At 46.7% G+C, this 24,333-nt stretch carries 24 protein-coding genes; 15 read left to right on the top strand and 9 right to left on the bottom strand.

The window, feature by feature from the left end; translation table 11 throughout:
• Positions 1–64 precede the first annotated feature (64 nt).
• The 4 genes from ACOMG9_RS19685 (at position 65) to ACOMG9_RS19670 (ending at position 4,457) form a co-directional block, all read left to right on the top strand.
• The gene (locus tag ACOMG9_RS19685) at positions 65–1,048 is read left to right on the top strand and encodes an ImmA/IrrE family metallo-endopeptidase (RefSeq protein ID WP_448218142.1); all 984 of its coding nucleotides are present in this window, start codon (positions 65–67) and stop codon (positions 1,046–1,048) included.
• Between the two features lie 21 nt (positions 1,049–1,069).
• Entirely contained in the window at positions 1,070–1,708 is a 639-nt protein-coding gene (locus ACOMG9_RS19680; protein ID WP_448218141.1) for a hypothetical protein, read from the top strand.
• Positions 1,709–1,835: 127 nt separating this feature from the next.
• Complete coding sequence (flgA, locus tag ACOMG9_RS19675) at positions 1,836–2,564, top strand: flagellar basal body P-ring formation chaperone FlgA (protein WP_494529274.1); 729 nt, start codon at positions 1,836–1,838, stop codon at positions 2,562–2,564.
• 114 nt (positions 2,565–2,678) lie between these two features.
• Entirely contained in the window at positions 2,679–4,457 is a 1,779-nt protein-coding gene (locus ACOMG9_RS19670) for an N-6 DNA methylase (RefSeq protein WP_494529273.1), read from the top strand.
• Here the strand turns inward: ACOMG9_RS19670 and fliP are convergent.
• From fliP to ACOMG9_RS19635, 7 genes are all read right to left on the bottom strand, one after another.
• Complete coding sequence (gene fliP / locus ACOMG9_RS19665) at positions 4,443–5,177, bottom strand: flagellar type III secretion system pore protein FliP (protein ID WP_448218661.1); 735 nt, start codon at positions 5,175–5,177, stop codon at positions 4,443–4,445. The two genes, ACOMG9_RS19670 and fliP, sit on opposite strands and share 15 nt — an antisense overlap.
• Positions 5,178–5,186: 9 nt before the next feature.
• Entirely contained in the window at positions 5,187–5,588 is a 402-nt protein-coding gene (gene fliN / locus ACOMG9_RS19660; protein ID WP_448218138.1) for a flagellar motor switch protein FliN, read from the bottom strand.
• Positions 5,589–5,617: 29 nt separating this feature from the next.
• Positions 5,618–6,577: a flagellar motor switch protein FliM gene (locus ACOMG9_RS19655; protein ID WP_494529272.1), complete on the bottom strand. Its 960-nt coding sequence runs from the start codon at positions 6,575–6,577 to the stop codon at positions 5,618–5,620.
• Positions 6,578–6,656: 79 nt separating this feature from the next.
• On the bottom strand, positions 6,657–8,762 hold the full coding sequence (gene flhA / locus ACOMG9_RS19650; RefSeq protein WP_494529271.1) for a flagellar biosynthesis protein FlhA: 2,106 nt from the start codon (positions 8,760–8,762) through the stop codon (positions 6,657–6,659).
• A complete protein-coding gene (gene flhB / locus ACOMG9_RS19645) occupies positions 8,759–9,910 on the bottom strand; it encodes a flagellar biosynthesis protein FlhB (protein WP_422412729.1) in 1,152 nt (383 codons plus the stop codon). Before flhB ends, flhA begins: the two co-directional genes overlap by 4 nt.
• 10 nt (positions 9,911–9,920) lie before the next feature.
• Positions 9,921–10,694, bottom strand: coding sequence for a flagellar biosynthetic protein FliR (gene fliR, locus ACOMG9_RS19640; protein WP_448218135.1), 774 nt, complete (start codon positions 10,692–10,694; stop codon positions 9,921–9,923).
• Entirely contained in the window at positions 10,694–10,963 is a 270-nt protein-coding gene (locus ACOMG9_RS19635; protein ID WP_317145259.1) for a flagellar biosynthetic protein FliQ, read from the bottom strand. Before ACOMG9_RS19635 ends, fliR begins: the two co-directional genes overlap by 1 nt.
• A 255-nt stretch (positions 10,964–11,218) precedes the next feature.
• Here ACOMG9_RS19635 and ACOMG9_RS19630 point away from each other — a divergent pair, with 255 nt between their 5' ends.
• The 8 genes from ACOMG9_RS19630 (at position 11,219) to ACOMG9_RS19595 (ending at position 18,327) form a co-directional block, all read left to right on the top strand.
• Complete coding sequence (locus ACOMG9_RS19630; RefSeq protein WP_448218134.1) at positions 11,219–12,022, top strand: flagellin N-terminal helical domain-containing protein; 804 nt, start codon at positions 11,219–11,221, stop codon at positions 12,020–12,022.
• A 151-nt stretch (positions 12,023–12,173) separates the two neighbouring features.
• Positions 12,174–13,523 (top strand): flagellar filament capping protein FliD, encoded by a 1,350-nt coding sequence (gene fliD, locus ACOMG9_RS19625; RefSeq protein ID WP_494529270.1) that lies wholly within the window; start codon positions 12,174–12,176, stop codon positions 13,521–13,523.
• 14 nt (positions 13,524–13,537) lie between these two features.
• On the top strand, positions 13,538–13,939 hold the full coding sequence (gene fliS / locus ACOMG9_RS19620) for a flagellar export chaperone FliS (RefSeq protein ID WP_494529269.1): 402 nt from the start codon (positions 13,538–13,540) through the stop codon (positions 13,937–13,939).
• Positions 13,940–13,952: 13 nt separating this feature from the next.
• Entirely contained in the window at positions 13,953–15,200 is a 1,248-nt protein-coding gene (locus ACOMG9_RS19615; RefSeq protein ID WP_448218132.1) for a flagellar hook-length control protein FliK, read from the top strand.
• A 30-nt stretch (positions 15,201–15,230) separates the two neighbouring features.
• Entirely contained in the window at positions 15,231–15,737 is a 507-nt protein-coding gene (locus tag ACOMG9_RS19610) for a flagellar basal body-associated FliL family protein (RefSeq protein ID WP_448218131.1), read from the top strand.
• Between the two features lie 16 nt (positions 15,738–15,753).
• Positions 15,754–16,488 (top strand): RNA polymerase sigma factor FliA, encoded by a 735-nt coding sequence (gene fliA / locus ACOMG9_RS19605; protein ID WP_448218130.1) that lies wholly within the window; start codon positions 15,754–15,756, stop codon positions 16,486–16,488.
• 4 nt (positions 16,489–16,492) lie between these two features.
• On the top strand, positions 16,493–17,344 hold the full coding sequence (motA, locus tag ACOMG9_RS19600; protein ID WP_448218129.1) for a flagellar motor stator protein MotA: 852 nt from the start codon (positions 16,493–16,495) through the stop codon (positions 17,342–17,344).
• Positions 17,341–18,327 carry a flagellar motor protein MotB gene (locus ACOMG9_RS19595; RefSeq protein ID WP_494529268.1) on the top strand — a complete coding sequence of 329 codons (987 nt, stop codon included), beginning with the start codon at positions 17,341–17,343 and terminating at the stop codon, positions 18,325–18,327. Before motA ends, ACOMG9_RS19595 begins: the two co-directional genes overlap by 4 nt.
• Before the next feature lie 16 nt (positions 18,328–18,343).
• Here ACOMG9_RS19595 and tcdA read toward each other — a convergent pair whose 3' ends face one another.
• Positions 18,344–19,150: a tRNA cyclic N6-threonylcarbamoyladenosine(37) synthase TcdA gene (gene tcdA, locus ACOMG9_RS19590; RefSeq protein WP_494529267.1), complete on the bottom strand. Its 807-nt coding sequence runs from the start codon at positions 19,148–19,150 to the stop codon at positions 18,344–18,346.
• 107 nt (positions 19,151–19,257) lie between these two features.
• Between tcdA and glk the strand changes: the two genes are divergently transcribed.
• Positions 19,258–20,229 carry a glucokinase gene (gene glk, locus ACOMG9_RS19585; RefSeq protein ID WP_448218126.1) on the top strand — a complete coding sequence of 324 codons (972 nt, stop codon included), beginning with the start codon at positions 19,258–19,260 and terminating at the stop codon, positions 20,227–20,229.
• Positions 20,230–20,279: 50 nt separating this feature from the next.
• Here the strand turns inward: glk and ACOMG9_RS19580 are convergent, their stop codons facing one another.
• Positions 20,280–20,420 carry a hypothetical protein gene (locus tag ACOMG9_RS19580; RefSeq protein ID WP_422135134.1) on the bottom strand — a complete coding sequence of 47 codons (141 nt, stop codon included), beginning with the start codon at positions 20,418–20,420 and terminating at the stop codon, positions 20,280–20,282.
• Positions 20,421–20,774: 354 nt separating this feature from the next.
• On the opposite strand from ACOMG9_RS19580, the gene ACOMG9_RS19575 reads away from it, so the two are divergent.
• Both ACOMG9_RS19575 and ACOMG9_RS19570 read left to right on the top strand, forming a co-directional pair.
• Positions 20,775–22,382: an ankyrin repeat domain-containing protein gene (locus ACOMG9_RS19575; protein ID WP_494529266.1), complete on the top strand. Its 1,608-nt coding sequence runs from the start codon at positions 20,775–20,777 to the stop codon at positions 22,380–22,382.
• Positions 22,383–22,419: 37 nt separating this feature from the next.
• A protein-coding gene (locus tag ACOMG9_RS19570; protein WP_448215008.1) for an IS3 family transposase occupies positions 22,420–23,984 on the top strand; the annotation gives its coding sequence in 2 pieces (ribosomal slippage) (positions 22,420–22,873 and positions 22,873–23,984; 1,566 coding nt in all).
• The last annotated feature ends 349 nt before the right edge of the window (positions 23,985–24,333 follow it).

Raw genomic sequence — 24,333 nt, 5'->3', positions numbered from 1 at the left:
TCTTGTCGATAACAATATACAATCACGCGCTGCTTTGAGCTGCTGGCAAAATAAGAGGTAGCCTATGACCGTCGCCAACCCAATGAAAAAATTAGTAAATAGGTTAGCCAGCACAGGTTTTTCCGCTGCCTTTATTAATGATTTGATGCCCGTCTGGTGGGATAAGAGCCTCGAAAAATCAGAACAGTCGATGTTATTGCTGAAAATGCATTTTTCGAAGAATCTCGGGTTGGATCTTGCTTCATTACTCGATAACCGTAGGAGTATAAAGTTTCAGCTTGCTGAAAATGTCCATTACAAGCTCACCAAAAATAAAAAAGAAGATCAGCTTGTACTTAGTCAATCTCTAGCCATAAGCATGGCTAAGCTGGTTGCGTCAGCAGCAGTAAGGGAATATAAGCCTTTGCCTAAAAATGCTGGTTTGATCCGGCAGAAGATATTGAAAAACCACCCTTGGACGGAATTTGATAACCTGGTTGATTATTGTTGGAGCCGTGGTATTCCTGTCATTTATTTGAGCCGTTTACCCAAAGGTGCCAAGAAGTTTGAAGGCATGGTTGTTGACGTTGATGGTCGGCCAGTAATAGTGTTGGCCAAGAAAAGTAGCAACCCTTCCTGGCAGCTCTTTATCCTCGCTCACGAAATAGGTCACATTGGTTGTGGTCATGTGAAAGAGGGTGCCGGCTACCTTGATGAAGTTATTGACAGTGATGACGATAATTCCAAAGAAAAAGAGGCAACGGCATATGGCTTAAAACTTCTTACAGGTAGTAGTCGTACCCGGATTGGCCCAAAAAGTGGGAGACTGACAGGTCGGCAGTTGGCAAAGGCATCCATAGATTCTGGGCGAAAGCACCAGGTTGAGCCGGGGCACATTGCACTGAACTACGCGCATGACGAGAACTTTATAGCTGTTGGCAACGCTGCGTTGAAAACTATAGGTGGCCGCTACGATGCTGTTGAGTATGTCAGAGACGCTCTTAAGCAAAACATTGATGAAGCAGAAATCCCCAGAGATAGCAGGTACGTTTTGAGTCGTCTTGTATAACCCAAAAGGAGTAATGGGTAAATGTTCGGTTTGATCGATACCGATGCTGCTTATAAACTTTCCTGCTGCCGCCTTCTGGTTGAAGCATCCACGTACTTAAAGTTAAATGGCTTCCGTGCTCTTGAAGCAATGCCTCATGTGGTTGAAAAACAAATATTTGGTGATAAACAATACGGATACAACAAACCTTCAGTCAGGAGCAGGATCACAAAAGAAATAAAAGCAATCCCCAGAATGAAAGAAGCACACGTCGAGGATGTCTTTCTGCTGTCTACCTTGCAGGACTCTTTTGACCATGGGGAAGCTTTTTTATTATATAGGGCAATAAAAGATGGGCAAATGTTGCTGGTGAGTGGCGACAAAAGATTCTACAAGGCGTTGGGGAAAAAGCCGGAAATCTTAAAAGCGTGTTCTCATTTGGAGGGCAAAATGATATGTCTGGAGCACTTGATTCTATGCCTTATCGAATCGTACCAATTCAGGTATGTCTGTGATCGAGTGGGTCCTGCCCGTCAGTGCGATACAACCCTTAGGCTTTCTTTCAATCAAGGCGAAGAAAGTCAGGAGGCTTCGGTTGTAGAAGCATTGGCTTCTTTTTCAAAAGATGCTGTAAGATCCCTGGGGAGTTTGGCTTATAGCTATAAGCCATGGTATGAGTAGCTCTCCAGCTCTGCCCCTTACCTCGCTCCCCAAGCTAATAACAAAATCCAGTGGATTGCCCGTTGGCAATCACTGATTTAAAGGTTAACCTGATGCTTCATAAGGTACTTTATGCAGGGAAGCATCCATGCCGCTTTTCATACCGCATTTCAGACCGCTTTTTAGATCATCCATACTCATCGCCTCGCTATTTTCTCCTCACACCTCTTCTGATACAGACCTCGCAAAAGAGATTGAACGCATTGTTTATCAATCCGTTGAAAAAGCAGTGGCCGGTTTTATTCAATCGATTCCCGGTGCCCGCTATGAACTTAAAGTCCGCCCTCTTTCTGCCAGTAAGTCCCGAAGAACTTGCAAAGGCAGCCTGTCCGTCTCTGCAGTTTCCGGAACGCGCCCGCCTGTGGGAGTGGTCAAACGAACAGTAGAATGCCCTGGGGAATGGCGAATGACAGTGATGACTGAAAGTAAGATTTTGGTGCCTGTTATTCACAGTGCTCGTGCTTTGGCCAGAGGGCAGAGGCTGACCAGCGATGCTCTTGTGTTTCGGGAAGCCGATTACAGCAGGCTGAGAGGTCAGTTTTTTACTGAAATCAATGAAATCAGGGGGAGAGTTATCAAGCGCAGTATTGGTGCACAGAAACTGATTTCAGCCAATATGCTCGAAAAAGACTATGTGATTCGCAAGGGGGAAGTCGTCCAGATTATTGCCGGCGGGAATGGACTGGAGGTTTCTATGTCCGGGATGTCTCTGGATGATGGCGAATTACAGGAAACCATTCGGGTAAGAAACCGGTCTTCTGGCAAAATTGTGCATGCAGAAGTTATCAGCACAGGAAAGGTTCGAATTCATCATTAATTTTTTGCTGAATACAGTAATCAGCGTCTGATTAGATGTTTTATCAAAAAATTAACTAATCAGCAGATGATTTAGTCAATAACGATTAAATTAACCCTGTCAGAGAATGATTTTATGAGCCGCGACATTGTTAATGCCCTTATTCCGGGTACGTTACAGAATAAAAACTGGTATCAGGCTTACCTGGTTCTGCTGGGGCAGCTCTTTGCCTGGGCAAGGTTGTGTGAAATGGAGTTTTTGCCGGAGCGAGAGTTGCCAGACAATCATTCTGAACTTGAGCAGCTGTTCAGAGAAATCGGGCAGAAAAAAGTACCGGTGACATTTGCCAATACAGATCAACGTATCTGGCAAATAGCCTGGCAACAGAGCGATGAATTACCTGGACCGATCCCGACAGATGAAATCACCCGAGCCTGCCACTCAGTGATGACTGCAAAGAGGCATAAGCTACTGAAGTACAATGAGATTCCTCTGGCCCTGCATCGTCGCTTCAGACCTCTCTCCTCGGCATTGCCCGAAGCCATTGGTGGACTGCTGGAGGCACTGTCCGAATCAGTTGGCAGTTGCTACCTGCCCAATGCAGACAGTTTTATTCTGGGAGCGGATCTTGCGCTCACCGGCGAGATTTATTCTGAGCAGCCTTCTATCAATTCTCTGGATGCTTTGAGTGTTTTGATTAATCCGGATATTCATATTGCCCAGGGGCATCCGGTACTTGAACCTGCTTTTTTTAAATCGGGCCAGCTACAAAAGTTTGATCATGGGGTGGGTCTTCTGACAGCGGATCACCGTTATAAAGTGAATGAAGTTCGAGATATTTTCCAACGGCTGGATACCCAGGTCCGTAATGAAGAAATGTTGTTTATCCGGCATATGTTCTGGCGCTGTTCCGAACAGGTTGTCATTGCTGTGCCGGGGGTGTTTCTTCAGAAAAATACCGAGCATCATATTGCCTTTCGCCGCTGGTTATTAAAACAGAACAGGCTGCACGCTATTATTAAACTGCCTAAAGGACTGCTTCCCGGACGAGCCACGCCACTTTATGTGCTGGTGGCAAAACGACAAGTTACTGATAATGTGCATTTGATAGACGCCAGCAGCGATTACTTCAAAGTTACCCCTGTGCGCAAAAAGGGAGCAGCTAAAATTCAGCTGAATAATGTTGATGTCATTCTTGAACAAATGAATGAAGAAACAGCAAACCCTCGTTTCTCCAAAAAGCTGGACAAAAGGCAGCTGATTCAGGGTAGCGTCATTCTTGATCCCGGACATTATTGTGCTGACACCCGACGCATTGATTTACTCGGTAAGCCTTTAGCTGCCAGTCATTTAGAGTCACAGGTCGATATCATAAGAGCTCAAGCTCTGCGTGATAATAGTCTGGAAAAACAGGTATTTCTGGAAGTAACAGCCAATGACATTAATGAGGCTGGAGAGATTGAGCACCCTGAAAAAGAAATTCATGTTGATGAAAAAGGGCTGAAGCGGGCAAAACAACAGTTACTGCGACCAGGCGATGTTCTACTGGTTATCAAGGGACAGGCAGGGCGAATTGCCATTGTACCGGATGTTTGTGGGTTAAACTGGGTGGCCAATCAGTCCTTTGTCATTCTTCGACTGAAGAAAAATACTTATCTCAATAGCTCTATTGTTTTGTTTCGATTCCTGCGTTCGCAAACCGGAAAAATGTTGCTTGATAGTATTTGTACAGAAAGTCAGGTGCCGTTTATTCATGGCAATGATTTAAAACAACTTCCTGTTCCCGAGTGGTCTTCCATTGAACAAAGGCAGGCAGAACAGTCGCACAGAGAAATTCTCAAACTTTATGCCCAGGTTCGGTTTATTCGCGATAAAGCTCGAATGATAGAAAGTGAGTTGTTAAAAGAAGCTTGATGCCAGAGTACCCATAATCATGGCCCAGCCGTCTACCAGAACAAACAGCATCAATTTGAAAGGCAGCGAAATCATCTGGGGCGACAGCATAATCATACCCATGGCCATGAGAACACTGGCCACTACCAGATCAATCACCAGAAAGGGTATGTATATAACAAAGCCAATCTGAAAAGCAGTTTTTAATTCACTGGTAACAAAAGCAGGAATAGCGATGGAGAAAGGCGTTTCAGCAACATCGATCGGTGGCGTTATATCGGCAATTTGATAAAACAATTCCAGATCCGTATCTCTGGTCTGGCGCAGCATAAAATCTTTGACAGGAACTTCTGCCTTTTTTAAAGCCTCTATCATTGTCAACTGCTCATCCAGATAAGGTTCAACCGCCTGGCTGTAAACAAGCCCAAATAATGGTTGCATTATAATCAGGGTCAGTGCCAGCGATATGCCAAGCAAAACCTGAGTTGGGGGAGTCTGTTGTAATCCCAGAGCCTGACGCAGAATGGCCAGAACAATAATAATCCGGGTAAAGGACGTCATCATCAGCAGCGCAGCAGGAATAAAACTCAGTGCTGTCATCAGAATCAGAATCTGAAGACTGGCACTGTATTCCTGAGAATCACCATTACTGGTGACAGTCATTAATGGAAAGCCTTCCTGCCCCCAGCTGAGTGACGGAGTAAGGAGAAATGTCAGGCCGACATAGATCAGCAACCTCATAGTCATGGGTCAGGCCAGATTTTTCAGACGTTCTGATTCGCTGATGACATCCAGCAAACGAATCCCATACTTATCGTTGATCACCACAACTTCGGCGTAGGCGACCAGAGTACCATTGACTTTCACTTCCAAAGGCTCGGAGGCTTCTTTCTCCAGCTCGACAATTGAGCCTTTATTAAGGTGCATTAGTTCACCAATGTTAATTTCGGTGCTGCCCAGTTCCAGAGACAGTGTCACCGGAATGTCAAGAATCATGCCCAGATCACTGACTGACTGCGGCGGGTTATTGGTATCTTCCAGTAGCTCTCTGGAGGTGGTTTCTGATTCCAGACTGTCCTGAAGACTGACACTATCACCTGCAGGCTGTGACGGAGCTATTTCCTGCTCGTTTTCATTTTCTTCATTACTCATGGATGATATTTCCTCGGGCTGGTGGATCTCTACTCTTTCTGGTCTAGATACAGAGAGTCAAGAATTTTCATGGCCAGCATATTATTCACAGTGCAGACGTCAGCACGGTAGGCTGGAATGCCTGCCAACTTGACAGTGACACTGCTGGGAATATCTGCCTGAATGATCTGTCCCGTTTTCAGTCTCAGCACATCGCGAAGGCTCAGTTTCAACTCGCACAATCGGGCAGAGACTTCCAGAGGAGCCTGCATAACCCCGGCCATCATGTTGCGTTGCCAGGTGGGATCCTGTTCTGTAAATTTAAAGGCCTGCAGCTTTTCTCTGACCGGTTCCAGAGCCTGATAAGGCATGATGATATGAAATGGACTTTCTGTGGAGCCAAGGGAAATAGTGAAGCGGCTGAGGAGAATAATCTCGGTATCTGAGCGAAAAACGGTGGATATGGGGCGGTTGTGATTTTCAGCAAGGCGTATCTTGAAAGAAAGAATACTGCTCCAGGCTTCGGTCTGGTCATCCGCTGCAGATTTTAGCAGGCGTTCCATGATACGAATTTCGGCGTTGGTCAGTTCCTCTTGATGGTTTTCGTTAAACTCACCGGTACCACTGAAAAAGATGTCTACAAGAGAATATAAAAGCGGTGTCTCCAGGGCCATGAAGCCAGCGCACTTCAGTGTTGTTGAACGGTAGATATACTGTACATCAGGTATATTTTCCTGATGCAGATAATCACCGATTGCCAGGGAATCGACCGATTCAAAATGAATATCTACCGGGCGACGAAAAACAGCAGTGAGACTGTGACGAAATAATTGGGAAAAACGCCGGTAGATCAATTCAAGTGTCGGCAAAAGGTCGTGAATCTTATAATCCGGGTTAGTCAGATCATAAGTCGTCAGATCCTTGAATTTTGAAGGCGGATGAACCCGGCGAGTCTTTGTTTCACCCGACAGGCTGGATTCGGTACTGTTTGATAAAGATTTCCGTTCCATGGGAAATTCCATATAACTGGCTTATCACCAGATAATTCTTGTTATTAAAAAACATACCGCTATTAGCTGATAAAGACAATCAGCCAATCTTGCCAACCACTATGACTTCTTTATTTTCAGGGATTTCATTAAACGACAATACATGCATACCCTCGGTGCATAGACGAGCATATCTGGCCATGGCCGGGCGCAATGATGCATTGACCAGCATAACAGGCACTTTTCCTTCAGCAGCAAGGTTGGCAGAGACTTCTGGCATTTGAACCTGAAGTTGCTCCGCAATTCGGGGTTCAAGTGGCAGTGTGTCAGGGGAGAACTCGTTACTCTGACGGGCTTGCTGGTAACTTTGCATAATGACCTGCTCCAGCTCTGAGCTCATGGTGACAACCGGTATTTCAGAGGTGTTGCCCACCAGGTTCTGGATAATGCTGCGACGCAGGGCAATTCGAACTTCAGAGGTCAGCAGGTGTGGTTCTGTAATCCGTTCAGACGACTCCAGCAAGGTGCTGGCAATGGTTTGAATATCACTGACAGAGACATCTTCGGTCAGCAAATCTCTGAGTATTCGGGAAAACACACTCATGGACAGCTTCTTGGGAATAAGATCTTCAGCCAGTTTTGGGGAATAGTGAGTCAGCTTATCCAGCAGTTGCACTACTTCATCATGCCCAAGCAGCTCATTGGCGTGTTCATCAATAATTTTATTAAGGTGTGTAGCGATAACCGTAGCAGCGTCGACTACCGTGTAGCCCAGTCCGACGGCATGTTCCCGCTCTGAGGTTTCAATCCAGAGTGCTTCCAGTCCGTAAGCAGGCTCTGAAGTCGCAATACCATTTATCTCACCAAATACTTCACCGGGATTGATCGCCAATAAACGCATGGGCTCAATCTGTCCTTCGGCAACAATGACACCCTTGAGCAGTATATTGTAGCTATCAGGTTTCAGATTCAGGTTATCTTTCACATGCACGCTGGGAATCAGAAAGCCCAGCTCCCGGGATTGGGTTTTGCGAATGCCTTTCAGTTGAGTGAGTAACTGTGCGCCCTGATTTTCATCTGCCAGAGGAATGAGTTTATAACCCAGTTCAAGCCCCAGGGTATCCACAGGCGGAATATCTCCCCAGGACCAAGGTGATGACTCACTGACACCTTCTGTATTGGCTGCAGAGTGGCTGGATTCGGGTTCATCCTTCTGATGTTTGTTGGTGGTCCACCAGGCCAGAAACGCCACGATCAGTCCCAGACTGAGAAAGGGTACGTGGGGCATACCGGGAACAATGCCTATCACCATTAAAATCATGGCAGTGAGGCCCAAAGCTTTCGGAGAAGAGAACATCTGTTCGGAAACCTGATGCCCTACATCTGCAGATTCAGAAACTCGGGTTACCATGATAGCCGCAGAGGTGGAGAGCAGCAGCGAAGGAATCTGGGCCACCAAACCATCACCAATCGTCAGAAGAGAATAAGCAGCAAAGGCTTCCCCGGCGGATAACCCCTGACCAATGGTGCCTATCAGCATTCCACCAATGATATTAATGGCAAGAATAAGCAGACCGGCTACAGCATCACCCCGGACAAACTTGCTGGCACCATCCATTGAGCCGTAGAAGTCTGCCTCCCGGCGTACACTTTCCCGGCGGTCGTGCGCTTCCTGCTGGTCAATAACGCCGGCATTGAGGTCTGCATCAATGGACATCTGCTTGCCTGGCAGGGCATCGAGAGTGAAGCGGGCGGTCACCTCAGAAATGCGACCAGCACCCTTGGTGACCACGACAAAGTTGATAATTACCAGAATAAAGAACACCACCAGACCGACAACGTAACTGTTGCCAATAACAACCTCACCAAAGGATTGAATCACCTTTCCGGCAGCGCCATTGCCAGTATGTCCATTCAGAAGAACCACCCGGGTTGATGCCACGTTCAGGGCAAGGCGCAACAAAGTGGAAACCAGCAGGATGGTTGGAAATACCGCAAATTCAAGAGGTCGAAGTGTGTAAATGCTAACTAACAGGATGAGCAGAGACAGTGCGATGTTGAAGGTAAAGAATACATCCAGCATAAAAGGCGGCATCGGCAGTGTAACCATACCGAGCGTCATCAGAACGATCAGCGGAATCCCGATATTCAGGTTGCCGCTTTTGGGCGACATCATGTATAGCAGACGTTGAGCTTCCTTGATCATTGTCTCTTCTTATCCCATTTTTCCCGGAAGGCGCTGGGGACTTCCGGTGTTGGTAAATCGGGTGCCTTGCTTCTGCGTCCGGCCTGAAAGTCATTCAGATGATGGACGTAAGCCAAAACCTGGGCAACGGCCAAAAACAGGTCGTCGGCAATTTCCTGATTTAACTGTGTCGTATGATAAATCACCCGGGTTAACGTGGGTGACTGTACCACCGGCTTATTGTATTCCCGTGCCACAGCGCAGATACGCAGGGCTACTCTGTCAACGCCTTTTGCTACGACATAGGGCGCTCTGGCCTTGTCCAGATCATATTTCAGAGCTACTGCAAAGTGAGTTGGGTTGGTGATAATGACATCCGCCGAAGGAACGGCCTGCATCATTCTGCGACCCGCAATTTCCTGTTGCTTCTCCCGCAGTCTTGAACGAAGCTCTGGCTGACCTTCAGACTCTTTCATTTCATCACGCATTTCCTTGTGTGTCATGCGCAGTTTTTTCATGTGGTTCCATCTTTGGAAAGGTACATCAATAAAACAGATCAACAGCAGGGCACTGACCAGAATGGTGATGGCCATGGTAAGGTGGCTGAGACCCTCTGAAACCGCTTGAAATATCGGCAGCCGGTTGAGCCAGAGCACATCCCGAAAGAACCATTGATTAATGAGCCAGAGAGAAAAAGCCAGCAGCGAGATTTTGGCAATGGACTTTAACAACTCAATCATGGAGTTGGCAGAAAACATGCGTTTAATGCCTTTGAGAAAACTGATGCGCTCAGCCTTGGGTCGTATCTGTTTATTTGAGAATATCCAGCCTCCTAAAGCCGCTGAAGCGGCTATTGAGGCCAGAATGACAATCAGCATAAAGGGCAGCAGGCCGGAGAACCCCTGAGTAATGCTGACGATCAGGTGATCCGTCAGCCAGCTTTCCTGCCGCAATACGTCTTTTTCAAACCTGAAGCTTTTGTACATAACCTGAAACAGCTGGTCGCGAATTAATCCACCACTGAGCCATAAAGCAACCAGGGTTGAAGCCAGCAAAGCAAAGGTGACCAGTTCCCGGGATCGGGGAACCTGGCCTTCGTCACGGCTCTTCTGAAGTTTTCGTTCGGAGGGTTCTTCTGAGCGTTCGCCAGTCTGTGATTCTTCTGCCATCTGAAAATTCCTAAAGAACCAGTGATCGTAGAATGTCCAGAACAGTCCGGGTAAATCGTGTGAAGACACCGTTCAGGGTGGAACTGATCAGCATCAGAATAAAAATGCCTGCCAGCATGGTCAGAGGAAAGCCCAGACTGAAAATATTGAATTGCGGCGCCGAGCGGTTCATTACACCAAAGGTAAAAGTGACAATTAATAATGCAACAATGGCGGGAAGAACCATCAGTAGTGCGCTGGCAAACATCCAGCCGCCCATGGCAGGAAGCCGGTCAATATCCAGTTGGCGAATAGAAAAGGGCGCAATGGGAATGGTATTAAAGCTCTCCACAACAATAGAAATGACGACCAGATGCCCATCAAATGCCAGAAACATCAGAAAGCTCAGCAGTTGGAATACCTGGCTGATTACCGGAATCTGGGCGCCGTTCATCGGATCAAACATGACCGCCATACCCAGACCCATCTGCAAGGAGAGCATTTGCCCGGCGGAGGTGAAAATGGCGAAATAGATTTGCAGTACCATCGCCATCAAAAGCCCGACAGCCAGCTGTTGTGCAGTGATCAGAAGGGCTTCACCCGACAGTGGCTCTACTGCGGGTACCGCAGGCAGCATGGGGGCCACAATAATAGTGATGGCCATCGCCAGAATTACCCGGATTCTGGGTGCCACTACCTGACTGCTGATAATGGGCATTGCCAGGAAGAGGGCTCCGATACGAAAAAATGGCCAGAGATACTGACCAATCCAGCCCACCAACTCAGAGAAGGTATAGGTTCCCATCAGGCCAGCATCTCTGGAATAAATTCATACAGCCGGAGAAACAGATCCATAAATTCCTGAATCAGCCAGGGGCCCGTCATGCCTATAGTGACCAGTGTCGCCAGCAGACGGGGCAGGAAACTGAGGGTTTGTTCATTGATTTGAGTCGCAGCCTGCAATGTGCTGACCACAAGACCCACCAGCAGTCCGGGCAACACAATCACCGACACCATCAGAACAATGAGGGTCAGCGCATCACGAAAAAGGTCTGCCACAACTTCCGGTGTCATGGGGTTTCCTCTGAATAGTTCAGGTTGTTTCGCAACTTTGCAAAACAGACTGCAACCCGAAGAAATTAGCTTCGAGCATAGTTTTCTAAAATGAATTCGCAATAGATATATAAAAACATTTTTTTACTTTAAAAACGACTTAAAAGAATGGCAAGTCTATTTAATAAATCCAGAAGTCTTCCCGAGTGGTACTTATCAACAGGCAGTACGTTGAAGTAATCAAGCGATTAAAACCATGAATAGGGAATTAGTAAAATGGCAATGACCGTAAATACCAATATCTTCTCTCAGAATGCTCAGCGTAATCTGAGTAAGACTGAGGCAGGTCTTCAGACCGCCATGCAGCGTCTGTCTTCTGGTATGCGTATTAACAGTGCTAAGGATGATGCTGCCGGTTTGCAGATTGCGAATAAAATGGCTGCACAAATTGGTGGACTTGGTGTCGCTATCCGTAATGCCAACGATGGCATCTCCATGGCCCAGACTGCTGAAGGTGCTATGAGCGAGATCACTAACTCTTTGCTGCGTATGAGGGATCTGGCTTTGCAGGCATCAAGTGGTACCTATGAGTCTGCTGATGTTACCGCCCTGCAAGCCGAATATGATGCTCAACTGGCTGAGATTGGCCGTATTGCCGCAACGACTGAGTTTAACGGGACAACCGTTCTTGGCGCAGGTACTGTCGAAATCGCAGTTGACTATACCGATGCTACCACCAACAACATAGACCTCAACTTTACTGCCGTTGCGCTGACGGCTGTTACCTTTACCGATGCCGCTACCGCTCAAACAGCAGTGGGTGCATTGGATGTAGATATTGCTGCTTACGATGCTGTTCGAGCCAGTCTGGGTGCATCCCAAAACCGACTGACCACTACCGTCAATAACCTTGCCAATATCCGTGAAAACCTGAGTGCTTCCAGAAGCCGTATCGTGGATACTGATTTTGCTTCAGAAACAGCGAATCTGAGTAAGTATCAGGTTATGCAACAGGCCGGTACTGCCGTGCTGGCTCAGGCTAACGCGATTCCTCAGAACATTCTGTCTCTGCTGCGTTAATCGCTGGAGAGGTAAAATTCAGTCAGCTGTAATGCTGATGGTCTTTGTGGGAGCCAGTGAGCTCCCATTTTTTATGAGCTGTCTGTTATTCGGTTATGTTTCTCAAAGCGGTGCCGACTGAATAAAAGCAGGCATTAATCAGAGGCTGATTATGTTCAGTTTAAGTGGCATCTATTCAGGGCTGGATGTTAACTCCATTGTTGACACTTTGGTGGAGGCCGAGCGTGCTCCCAGTGAAAACCGTTATGCCCGCAGAGAGGAGGCCTTTAATGTAGAACTGTCTGCCGTCGGGACGCTAAAGTCTGCACTGAATGATTTTAATACTCAGGTAGAAAGCCTGAACAGCATCAGTAAATTCAGCCCCAGAGCCGTCAGTGTCAGTAATGAGTCCGTTCTGAGCGCAACCGCTTCCAGCAGCGCTGGGGAAGGCAGTTATCAGTTTTATGTGGATCAGCTGGCGACTCGCCACCAGACTGTATCCGCAGCTATCGCTTCAGATGCCACTATTGGCTCCGGAACGGTCAATCTCTCGGTTAACGGTGAAAGCTTCTCCGTTACGGTCGAACCGGGTTCAGAAAGCCTGACTAATTTACGCGATGCTATAAACAGCGCAGCCGATAACACCGGGGTTCAGGCAGCGATTATTAATGAAAACGGTCAGCAGCGTCTGATGCTGACCAGTGAGAAATCCGGAGCAGCAAACACCATAACCAGTGACTTCAGTGGCCTTTCCGGTGGCTCAGCAACCCTGGGTTCCTTTACCGATTTACAGGTGGCAGTGGATGCCAGTATCCGGTTTGGTGCAGGAGCCTCTGCAATCACTATTACTTCCGAAGATAACCAACTGGAAAACCTTATTGATGGCGTCACGCTCAATCTGAAAGCCGTCAGCACAGATCCGGTCACCGTGAATATCTCCGTAGACAAAGACAGCCTGAAAGAGTCCATGCAGGAGTTTGTGGATGCCTGGAACAACGTTAAGTCTACCCTTGATACTCTCACAGATTTCAACGGTGTTTCAGCGGGGCCTCTCAATGGTGATAGCCAGACCCGGGCTATTGAGGGTCAGTTGAGAAGTGTCATCAGTTCTTTATATGGTGAAGACGGTGACACATTCAGAACACTCGGGCAATTGGGTCTGACAACTACCGAAGACGGCTCATTAACCCTGGATAACGATAGTCTGGATGACGCCCTGATTAACAACTTTGATGAATTGGCGCAGGTGCTGGCTGGTGAAGATGGCTTAATGAATCAAATGGCAGCCGTTCTCACTCCCCACCTTGAAAGTAGCGGAACGCTCGACAGTCGGGAGGACAGGATTGAAGAGGGCTTGAGTGATATTGAAGATGATCGTGCGGCACTGGAGCTGAGACTGGAGCGGACCCGCAGCTATTACCAGAATCAGTTCCTGGCGATGGAAAGTATTCTGGCCTCACTGAGTGGAACCAGTGACTGGATCACCAGCAGTCTGAATAGTCTGAATAACAATAATTCCTGATCATGGAGAGGGTCATGAAGAAAAAAGGTCTGGGTGCTTATCAACAACAGGAAAAAGCGGGTGTAGAAGCGTCTGATCCTGTTCAGCTGGTGGGTGTGTTGTTTACCAAACTGATGGACAATTTGGCTAAAGCAAGCCACCACATTGAGCGAAAGGATCTGACCAACAAGTCTGATCGCCTCTCCCTGTCTATCGAAATTCTGCTGGTGCTGGAACAGTCTCTGGATTTTGAAAGAGGTGGTGACTTGGCCGGAAATCTCCAATCGTTATATCTCTATTGCATCAGACGTTTAACTGAAGCCAATGCAAAAAATGATTTGACTGCTATCAGTGAAGTTATGGGGCTGCTAAAAGAAATACAGGAAGCCTGGGCCCATATTTCCCTTCCTCAAGCTGCGATTGCCACTATTCAGTAACGGAGCGGTTTGAATGGAAAACCAGGCTCTGCCAGTTTTTTCGTTGTTATCTCTATCGAGTTCAGCGCCATTGGTTGATGGTGCTCAACCGCAGGTCATGGCGGCTGCTCAGGCAGTTACTACTTCTTCTGAGTTGACATTTGAAACGGTTCTTCAACAGTTTTCCTTAATAGAATCTGCATCCACAGAGTTAGTCTCTCCGGAGCTTCTGGCTGCAGGGTTGATACCTGTTGATGGGCAGGCAAAAACAGATTTACCCTTGGCAAACCCTGAAGTTTCAGAGCTGACAAAGCATATTCCCGTCACCAGCTTACCGATACTGACCAGAGAAGCAAAACCTGAACAGTCCGCCGTAGAAATAAAAAGTACCTCTTTAACAGTAGGGGTTACTGAACGGCCTGATTTAAATCTGTCAATGCCCGGAAAATCTGAAAAACTCCGCCTGCCTGTTCGACCACAGGAATCAGAGGTCTCTCTGACTCCGGTTAAGACTCAGAAGGTGTCTCAGGCTCAAAGACCATTAACGGATGTTAATCTGGTAGAGGAAGTCGATCACCAGACAGGAAAACTCAAGCCGGAAATCACTTTAAAACCGGATCAGATCCAGACAGAAGCCAAAGCGCCGGAGATAAAAAATCACCATGGATTAAAAGAAATTCCAGCTCCGCTGTCTCTGTTCAATTTCGAAATGGAACGGAAAGCTTCCTTAAAAACAGCTCCTGCATTGATACAGCCAACCGAATCAATTCAGGCCGTCGTTAATCAGTCGCCTCAAACCTCCCAACAGTCTGTTTCCATTCAGATGACTGAGCCATCATCAGTAGCCCAGTCAGCCACAGTTAAGCAACCTTTCCTGCAACCTGAAGTAGCTCAGCGACCCTTCGGGCAGACAGTGGTGCAAATGATTAAGCAGGGTGAGCAGAAAATGGAGTTTCGGTTAGACCCACCGGAATTGGGTCGGGTAACGCTGACCGTTAGCGTTGACAGAGACGCGGTCAGCCTTCAGGCGATAACGGCAACACCAGCTGCCAGAGACTTGCTGTTGCTTCACGGAGATCGCCTGCGGGAAGCTCTTAATAGTGAGTCACTGACTCTGGGGCAAATGTCGGTGGATGTGGGTAGCCAGAAAGACGCTGATACGTCGGGACAATCTTCAGAATATCTGCCCACCGCCGATGGTTGTCATGAATCAAATGGTTATCAGAGTGCCCAGGAACAATTCAGGATTCATGGCGGCAGATTATTGGATCATTTCGTTTAACAGATCATAGGAAAAGGAGTTTCTGGACTCATGGCAGATGAAAAAGAAAGCAGTGACTCTGAAAACAAAAACTCAGGCCACGGCAAGTTATTAATTATCATCATTATTCTTCTGGTCCTCTTGTTGGCAGGTGGTGGCGCTTTTGTGGCCATGACAATGATGAATCCTCCGCAGCAACAGGAACAGCAACAGCAGCCGCAACCGCAAGTTACAGCATTGGCACCTCCCAGTTTTATGGTGCTTGAGCCATTTATTATCACTCTCAAAAGTGATGTCCGACCTCGATATATGCAGATAAAACAGTCATTGATGGTTCGGGATGAAACCGTGATCGCAACACTGGAAGCCTACCGGCCTCTTATTCGTAATGAAGTCATCAACTACCTGGGCTCTCTCTCGTTTGAAGAGGTTAAAGCCGGGGGAGTTACAGAGATTATCCGTGCTGAAACGTTGGCAAGAGTCAATGCATTGCTCGACAAAGAGAGGGTGGGAGCAAGAGTGGAAGACTGTCTGATTACGGATCTTGTGATCCAGTAGCAACTTAGTGGCAGACATGCAGCAAAAAGGACTTGACGCTTACCGCCAACAGGCAGGAAATCAGCGGGATGTTCTGGTTAAACAGCACCTTTCCCTGGTCAAAAAGATTGTGCTGCATCTGGCCAGTAGTCTGGGTAGCAACATTTCCCGGGATGATCTCTTGCAAGCCGGGATGATGGGTCTTCTGGATGCTGCCAGTCGTTATGATCCGGGCCGCAAAGTCCCCTTTGAACAGTTTGCCAAAACCCGGATTCGAGGCGCAGTGATTGATGAGTTACGACAGTGGGACTGGCGCAGCAGAACAGATCGGGAACACGGACAGAAGATCAGGAAGGCAATTCAGGCACTTAATACAAAGCTGGGACGGGCTCCGGCCGAGTCAGAAATTGCAGAAGAGCTTGGCGTCAGCCTTGAGCGATACCATCGCATGTTGCAGAGCAGTAATTCCGACAACCTGCTGAGTCTGGACGGGCTGATGCAGGGTGAGGCTGACAGCAGAATCATAGAGGTTAATCAGGATGACTCTATAGAAGTGGTTGCCATGGGAGGAGAGCGCAGCAAGGCCCTGGCAAATGCTTTAAAGGAGCTACCGGAACGAGAGCAACATTTGATGAATCTCTATTACGTTCATGAACTGAATATGAAAGAAATTGGAGAAGCTCTGGATCTGACGGAGGCTCGTATTTGTCAGTTACACCGTCAGGCTGTTCTACGACTGCGCTCGCTGCTGGAAGAATGGAACAGGGAATAGCGTTATGAAAATCTTGGGGCTACTTATCCAGCTAGGCTGCATCTTTGGTGGCTTTATGGCTGCGGGTGGTGAAATGGCGGCTATCTGGCAGCCAGCAGAAATAGTGATGATTGGTGGTGGCGCGGTGGGGGCGTTCATGATTGCCAACCCAACGAATGTTGTTAAAGCGGCTGGACGACATTTGGTTTATACCGTCAATAACTCAGGCTTTAATCGTGAATATTATGACGAGCTGCTCTCTCTTCTGTATACGTTATTCAATATGGCGAAAAAAAAGGGAGGGACCAAGGCGCTTGAAGAGCATATAGAAAACCCTGAAAACAGTGATGTTTTTTCCAAATTTCCTCTGATTATGAAGACCCCTCATATCTATAACTTCATTAGTGAAAACCTCAGGCTGTCACTGGTAGACGGCATTGAACCCCACGAATACGAAACCATTATTGAGGAAGAAATTGAATCCATGGAGTCAGAAATGATGCGTCCAGCGGATGCTCTGCAGCTGATTTCTGATGCATTGCCGGGCTTTGGTATTCTCGCGGCAGTACTGGGTATCGTTATTACTATGGGTGCGATAGATGGCCCAATGGATCAACTGGGCCGATTGATTGCTGCGGCTCTGACAGGTACTTTCCTTGGAATATTTATGGCCTACGGATTAGTAGGACCCTGCGCAACGGCCATTGGCCACTCAATCGATCAGGAGATAAGAGCATTTCATTGCATCAGGGTGGGTCTTGGCAGTAACAAGTCCGGATTTCCTCCTGTTGTTTCAGTGGATTCAGGCAGGAAAATGCTTTTTTCGGACAAACGACCTACTTTCGGTGAACTGGAAGAGTTGCTGGACGGCCAATGAGTAAAGATCATGTTATCGTCATTAAAAAGAAGCATGGCGGTCATGGTGACGGGCATCATGGCGGTTCATGGAAAGTAGCCTTTGCTGATTTTGCCATTGCCATGATGGCTTTGTTTCTGTTGCTTTGGATCATGAGTGCCACGGATAAGGAACAGAAGAAAGCCATTGCCACCTATTTTGAAGATCCGGGTTCATTCCGCCATCCAAGCAGTTCCAAGCCCATTAATTTTGGGGGAATGAATACTTTGGTGGATATTCCCAGACCAGGGGCAAACAATCGAGGCAGGGAAGAGACTGAGGTTATTGCTGAGGATATGGACAAAACCCTGAATAACACGCTGATTTTCGACAAGCTGTCCGATGAATTACAAAAATTGGTGGGCGGCAGTAAATCAGCTGGAAGATATGAGGACTACATTGATCTGGAGAAAACACCGGAAGGCTTACGCATTGTCATTCTGGATAATAACAAGAAGAATATGTTTGAAAAGGGGAGCGCAAGACTGCAGCCATTTTTTCAGGATTTAATGCTTGAGCTGGCCCCTATTTTGAACAAACTTTCTTTCAGTCTCATGATCAGCGGTCATACCGACAGCTCAGGCTTTCAGAGGAATAATTATTCAAACTGGGAACTGTCATCAGCCCGGGCTCAGGTTGCCAGAAGAACACTGGTTTTCGGAGGACTGGAGGAGTCCCGGATTATGATGGTGTTGGGTATGGCTGACCGGGTACTGCGCGACCCTGAAAAGCCTGAATCCAGCTCAAATCGTAGAATTGAAATTCTGTTTTTGAACGAGGAAATGGAAAAGCGGATTGAAAATATGTTTGCACCGGTTGAAGAAGGTACCGAAGATGTAATTCAGGAAGGCACCGAAAAACTGAGTGATGAAGACTCGCAGAAAATGCGCACAGCTCTGGACAAAGCCCGAGACAACCAGCTTCCGGAAGAAATGAAAGATGATATAAACTGGGGGGGCAATTAAGCACCTGACCAGGTTCTTAAGTTTTCTTGTCGATGATTTTTTTAATGATTCGAGACACAGCCACAAAGCCAAACGTAGCCGTCACAACAGTGGTGGCGCCAAAACCACTGGCACAATCCATTTTTGTGGAACCCATATCAGAAGGCTTCTGCTGACACACTGTGCCATCGGGCTGAGGATAAACGGCCTGTTCTGAAGAAAAGACACAATCGACACCAAACTTCCGTTTGCTGTTTTTAGTAAAGCCGTGGAAATCTCTCAGATGGTTTCTGACTTTTTTTGCCAGGGGGTCGTGCCAGGTTTTGGTGAGATCGGCAATCTGTATGAGAGTAGGATCGACCTGACCACCGGCCCCACCGGTTGTGATGACAGGAATCTTGTTTCTCTTGCAGTGATGAATCAGGGCGGCCTTGATTCTGAAACTGTCTATGGCATCCAGCACATAATCAAAGTCCTGACTGATCAGTTCAGATACATTTTCGGTCGTTACAAAGTTTTCAATAACATGGCACTGGCAGTCCGGATTTATGGACTGAATGCGGCTGGCCATCACTTCACATTTGGACTGGCCAATGGTTTCAGTGGTGGCATGAAGCTGACGATTGATGTTAGTGACACAGACATCATCCAGATCGATCAGAGTAATAGTCCCTACTCCGCTTCTGGCCAGAGCCTCTGCTGCCCATGAGCCGACTCCGCCAATGCCTGTGACGCAGACATGAGATTGTCTCAGTCGGTCTACAGCATCGTTGCCATAGAGCCTGCGGCTTCCTCCAAAACGGGCGTTATAGCCATTGGTTGAGTTTTCTGAAGCAACTGTCATAGAGAGTCCGGGAGCTTTTCAGGCATTTTCAGGTCAGGAGTTCGGGCGCAGGATTATAATACTGACATCCTCACTTGTCATGAAGCCTGTTGGCCTGGATGTATCCGATGACTGAAGTATTGCAATCTCTGGTGGGGGATATTGGTGGTACCAATGCCCGCTTTGCCCTGGTGAATCCTGACAGTCTGGTGCTGGAAGGCATTCAGATGATGTCGAGTATTGATTATTCCGATCTGGAAGATGCCGTTCGGCTCTACCTGAAAAATCAGCGGGTTAAAACCATTGCCAGGGCCTGTCTTGCTGTTGCAGGCCCGGTCGTGGGTGGAAAGGTAAGTTTCACCAACAGCCACTGGAAAATTGATCAGCAACAGTTCAAACAAGACTTTGAGTTGGAAGTGATGGCGCTGATCAATGATTTTGCCGCACAGGCTCTGGCGGTCCCTCACCTTCCTGCAAACGAACTCATGTCTGTAGGGCCTGAGCTGGACTTTGATCCTGATGCCGTCAAGCTGGTAATTGGTCCCGGAACCGGTCTGGGGCTTTGTGGATTGATCGAAACGCCTGTGGGTTGGCAAGCTTTGCCCGGAGAAGGGGGCAATGCCGACTTTGCGCCTTCTACTGAACGAGATATCAGTGTCTGGCGATTTATCCGAAAGGAAGTTGGGGGCTTGCTGGGGATTGAGAGAATACTTTCTGGCTCAGGTCTGGAATTACTATATGAAGCGCACTCGAGTCTGGATGGTCGGATGGATAAACTGCGGGCGGCAGATATTACGGTTCAGGCTCTGGAAGAACAGGATTCTCTCGCTAACGAAGTGCTGGATCACTTTTTTGAGATTCTGGGTAATACCGCCGGAAATGCTGCACTGGTTCTGGGAGCAAGAGGCGGTGTCTATATTGCGGGTGGCATTATCCCGAGAGTGAAAACGCTGTTTGCCAGAGGAACATTCCGGAAAGCCTTTGAGAACAGAGACAAGATGAAAGACTACATGTCAGGCATACCAACATGGCTCATATTGTCTGAAAATCCCGGGTTAACCGGAGCGGCGGCCTATTTGAACCGTTCAGGTCATTATTAAAGTCAGCTGTCTTCTAAAAGTATCCCCAGAGGCTGTGGATAAGTCTGGGATTAACCTTTGGGTGGTTTCTCAAACTTCAGGGAAGTAACAAACTGCAAATAAGTGGTTAAAAAATGATCAGTGAACACGGCAGGATCATCGTCCAGATGGGCTTCGGCCAGGAATTCAGCAATTTCATTGTCCTGCAGCATTTCTAGAGGGTTTATATTTGCCCCTGACGGGGCTACGGCTCATGAGTACTCAGCCATACGGAATCGAATATTTCTGGCTTATTGGGCAGGTGCTCTGCAAGGCGCAACGACGGGAACATAGCAAGCTATGTGACCAGAGTTGCAACGCATCACGACTGCATGGATGCAGGAGCTAGAGCAACGCAGGAGCAGTTGCCGCGAGTGCCTGAACAATGAGTCAGAAAATATGATTTCGTATGGTTGAGTAGTTATATGTCAGTTGATGTAACTATAGGGTTAGGCTATTCAGGAAACTAATAAGCATTCAAACAATCAAAAGTTATAACTTGAGAGTTTAAGAAGGAAGAATGCAGCATGTTTGGAACAATTGGTCAAAGTGTTGGGACGTATCAATATCCTGGTTGTGGGCTTGGAGGAGCAGACCTTATATCAATGAGTATAAAGCCTGATCGATACTCCTTAGAAGTATGGAAAGAAACTTTGAATAAAATAAATCCTAATATTTCTGATAATCTGGGAATCAGTCCACTGATGTATGTAATATGGGCGGCAGATGATGACTTTATGGATAAAGCTCATTCTGAAAAGATAGCAACTATTATTGAACTTTTTATTAAGAAAGGGGCTGATTGCAATCCACAAAATGGTGCTGGTGACACTCCGCTGCTACTACTTTGCAAAAAAAAATGGGGTGACTTTCCACAGCTCATAGAATTTGCACTTGAACAAATAATAAATAATGGAACTGAACCTGACTCTATTATGGTTCGTGGCATACCTCTACTTTTGGCTATGTCAACATTTCCAGAGTATTATTCAACAATGGCATGGGAAACTTTGTTGCAAAAAGGGCTAAACCCTAATGTTTCTGATGATGTAGGAAGCCCGTTGACCTATGTGATAACAAGGGAATCCATGAATGACGTTATTAATCAAAAGCTAGCAACTATTATTGAACTGTTGATTAATAATGGGGCAGATTGCTATCAAGTAATTGGCTCTGGTGAAACTCCGTTACAACTACTTTGTTCAAAAAAATGGGATGATTTTCCAAAGCTCAGAGAAATTGCACTTGAACAAACAATAAATAAAGGAATTGAACCTGACTCTATTATGGCTTGTGGCAAACCTCTACTTTTAGCTATGTCAAAATATCCAGATTATTATTCTTCAATGGCATGGAAAACTTTGTTGCACAAAGGGCTAGACCCTAATGTTTCTGACGATTCAGGAATGAGCCCATTGATTAATGTAATAAAAAGTAAATCTTTGGATAAGATTTCTTCTGAAAATCTAGCAACTATTATTGAACTGTTGATTAAGAATGGGGCAGATTGCAATCAAGAAAGTGGCTCTGGTGAAACTCCGCTACAACTACTTTGCTCAAAAAAATGGGATTACTTTACAAAGCTTAGAGAATCTGCACTTGAACAAATAAGAAATAATGGAACTGAACTTGACTCTATTATGGTTGATCTCCAATCTCTACTTTTAGCGATGTCAAGATATCCAGGGTTATATTCTTTAAAGGCATGGAAAACTTTGTTGCAAAAAGGGCTGGACCCTAATGTTTCTGACGATGCAGGAACGAGCCCATTGATTAAAGTAATAAAAAGTAATTCTTCGGATAAAGTTATTATTGAAAAGCTGGCAACTATTATTGAACTTTTGATTAAGAGTGGGGCAGATTGCTATCAAAAAGATAGGGTTCGTGACAATGCGCTAGAACTACTTTTTTTAAAAAAATGGGATAACTTTCCACAACTCAGAGAGCTTGCATTAGAACAAATAATAAATAATGGAATTGAACCTGAGTCTCTTAAGGTTAAAGGCGAACCTCTACTTTTAGCTATGTCAAAATCTCCAATAAAGTATTCTAAGTTAGCTCTTAGAAGCGTTTTCAGATATGGAGTTCTCCCTGTTTCCCGCTGTGTCAGGATAGTTGTCCCGCTCACTGATTAACCAATAAAAGCTAGACAGTGGGCGATGGACGTTGAATATGCCTCGTTTTTCAGAGGAACGTAAATCAGCTGTTTTGAAAAAACTGTTACCACCACACAATCGCTCTGTGCCGGATGTTGCCAGAGAGGAAGGTATCAGCGAACAAACCCTGTATAATTGGCGTAAAAAACTACGGGACAAAGGATTACCTGTGCCAGGGAACGAACAAAAATCAGAACAATGGTCTGCTGAAAGCAAGTTTGCCGTGGTCGTCGAAACCGCTGCTTTGTCAGAAACAGAGTTAAGTGAATACTGCCGTAAAAAAGGGCTTTATCCTCAACAAGTCAAGGAGTGGAAGCACGCTTGTATTTCAGGTGCTGTTCAGGCTTCTCAGCGTGCAGACCAGGAAAGCAAGCAATTAAAACAAGAGCGTAAGCGCAATCAGAGCCTTGAAAAAGAGCTTCGCCGTAAAGACAAGGCGTTGGCAGAAGCTGCAGCCCTGCTGGTGCTATCAAAAAAGCTCGATGCCTTCTACGGGATAGACAGCGAGGACAACTGACACCTGTCGATAAGCGCCGCCAACTGCTGACATGGTTTGATGAGGCTATAGCAAACGGCGCTTCTCGCTGGAAGGCTGCTGAACAATTGGAAATATCCCTGAAAACACTGAATCGCTGGCGCGATGACAATGGTGCAGTGTTAACGGACAAACGCCCGGATGCCTTGCGCCCGGTACCCTCTAACAAACTGACTGAGGAAGAGGAGCAACGTATTCTGACTATCAGTAATGAAGATGAGTATGCGAGCCTGCCACCATCGCAGATCGTGCCAGCCCTTGCAGACAAGGGAGTATACGTTGCTTCTGAATCTAGCTTTTACCGTGTGTTGAAAAAGTATGGTCAGTTGCACCACCGCGGTCGTTCAAGAAAGCGATCGAAAAGCAACAAGCCGACAACCTATGTTGCTACTGGCCCTAACCAGGTCTGGTGTTGGGACATCAGTTACATACCTTCCAGGGTACGCGGCCAGTTCTGGTACCTCTACCTGATACTGGACGTTTACAGTCGTAAGATTGTTGGTTGGGAGATTCATAGCCGTGAGTCTGGTGAGTTAGCCAGTGAACTGATTAACCGGACAATGGTGGCTGAAAAATGCACTAAAACACCGCTTGTACTGCACTCAGACAATGGGGCTCCAATGACGTCGAGTACCTTTAAGGCCAAGCTTGAGGAATTGGGCATTATTCCCTCTCATAGTCGCCCAAGGGTGAGTAATGATAACGCATTTGCAGAATCGATCTTTAAAACGGTGAAGTACTGTCCTCAGTGGCCATCTCAAGGTTTTCTGACGTTAGAACACAGTCGACAGTGGATGCTGAAGTTTGAGCGCTTTTATAACAATGAACACCGCCATAGCTCAATCCGCTTTGTGACACCTGCGCAACGGCATGAGAAAAGAGATCAGGAAATCCTGAATCACCGGAAACAGGTGTATACCAAAGCGCGAGAAGCTAATCCAACGCGCTGGTCAGGAGTTATCAGAAACTGGGAGCCTGTAGGTGCGGTTGCACTGAATCCTGAGCGGTTGTCTGAAGCAAGAATTAACGAGAAAAAGGCAGCCTAAAATTCAGTTTTCGGGACAACTATCTTGAAAAACTCCGGTTTTAGAAGAAAATGAATTAGAAGGGCCTACAGAAAAAAAACCAAAATTGAAGTGTTATTTTAACGATACGTTAGAAAAGCACAAAGCCCATTTTTGTCTTCGCCCTCTTGAATATCGCTGCATTTGTGCTGTAGATAGACATTCAAAAGGACAGGAATTGACAATGCTTTCGAAAAGCATTCAGAAAGATATTAAACACTTATTTCATTCATGAGTTCATTTTTTACGAAATGGTGACTTTCAATTGCGGCCACCACGGCCCGCTGGTGACAGAAGAGCTTGATTCGCTTTAAGCGGAAACGCAGCTGGG

This window comes from Endozoicomonas sp. PH6C, from assembly GCF_059322965.1.
This window is presented reverse-complemented; position numbering and strand designations above follow the sequence as displayed.

Coding starts and splice junctions, on each gene's coding strand:
- ACOMG9_RS19685 (WP_448218142.1), top strand. CDS start 65: ATGACCGTCGCCAACCCAATGAAAAAATTAGTAAATAGGTTAGCCAGC.
- ACOMG9_RS19680 (WP_448218141.1), top strand. CDS start 1,070: ATGTTCGGTTTGATCGATACCGATGCTGCTTATAAACTTTCCTGCTGC.
- flgA (WP_494529274.1), top strand. CDS start 1,836: ATGCCGCTTTTCATACCGCATTTCAGACCGCTTTTTAGATCATCCATA.
- ACOMG9_RS19670 (WP_494529273.1), top strand. CDS start 2,679: ATGAGCCGCGACATTGTTAATGCCCTTATTCCGGGTACGTTACAGAAT.
- fliP (WP_448218661.1), bottom strand. CDS start 5,177: ATGAGGTTGCTGATCTATGTCGGCCTGACATTTCTCCTTACTCCGTCA.
- fliN (WP_448218138.1), bottom strand. CDS start 5,588: ATGAGTAATGAAGAAAATGAAAACGAGCAGGAAATAGCTCCGTCACAG.
- ACOMG9_RS19655 (WP_494529272.1), bottom strand. CDS start 6,577: ATGGAACGGAAATCTTTATCAAACAGTACCGAATCCAGCCTGTCGGGT.
- flhA (WP_494529271.1), bottom strand. CDS start 8,762: ATGATCAAGGAAGCTCAACGTCTGCTATACATGATGTCGCCCAAAAGC.
- flhB (WP_422412729.1), bottom strand. CDS start 9,910: ATGGCAGAAGAATCACAGACTGGCGAACGCTCAGAAGAACCCTCCGAA.
- fliR (WP_448218135.1), bottom strand. CDS start 10,694: ATGGGAACCTATACCTTCTCTGAGTTGGTGGGCTGGATTGGTCAGTAT.
- ACOMG9_RS19635 (WP_317145259.1), bottom strand. CDS start 10,963: ATGACACCGGAAGTTGTGGCAGACCTTTTTCGTGATGCGCTGACCCTC.
- ACOMG9_RS19630 (WP_448218134.1), top strand. CDS start 11,219: ATGGCAATGACCGTAAATACCAATATCTTCTCTCAGAATGCTCAGCGT.
- fliD (WP_494529270.1), top strand. CDS start 12,174: ATGTTCAGTTTAAGTGGCATCTATTCAGGGCTGGATGTTAACTCCATT.
- fliS (WP_494529269.1), top strand. CDS start 13,538: ATGAAGAAAAAAGGTCTGGGTGCTTATCAACAACAGGAAAAAGCGGGT.
- ACOMG9_RS19615 (WP_448218132.1), top strand. CDS start 13,953: ATGGAAAACCAGGCTCTGCCAGTTTTTTCGTTGTTATCTCTATCGAGT.
- ACOMG9_RS19610 (WP_448218131.1), top strand. CDS start 15,231: ATGGCAGATGAAAAAGAAAGCAGTGACTCTGAAAACAAAAACTCAGGC.
- fliA (WP_448218130.1), top strand. CDS start 15,754: ATGCAGCAAAAAGGACTTGACGCTTACCGCCAACAGGCAGGAAATCAG.
- motA (WP_448218129.1), top strand. CDS start 16,493: ATGAAAATCTTGGGGCTACTTATCCAGCTAGGCTGCATCTTTGGTGGC.
- ACOMG9_RS19595 (WP_494529268.1), top strand. CDS start 17,341: ATGAGTAAAGATCATGTTATCGTCATTAAAAAGAAGCATGGCGGTCAT.
- tcdA (WP_494529267.1), bottom strand. CDS start 19,150: ATGACAGTTGCTTCAGAAAACTCAACCAATGGCTATAACGCCCGTTTT.
- glk (WP_448218126.1), top strand. CDS start 19,258: ATGACTGAAGTATTGCAATCTCTGGTGGGGGATATTGGTGGTACCAAT.
- ACOMG9_RS19580 (WP_422135134.1), bottom strand. CDS start 20,420: ATGCTGCAGGACAATGAAATTGCTGAATTCCTGGCCGAAGCCCATCTG.
- ACOMG9_RS19575 (WP_494529266.1), top strand. CDS start 20,775: ATGTTTGGAACAATTGGTCAAAGTGTTGGGACGTATCAATATCCTGGT.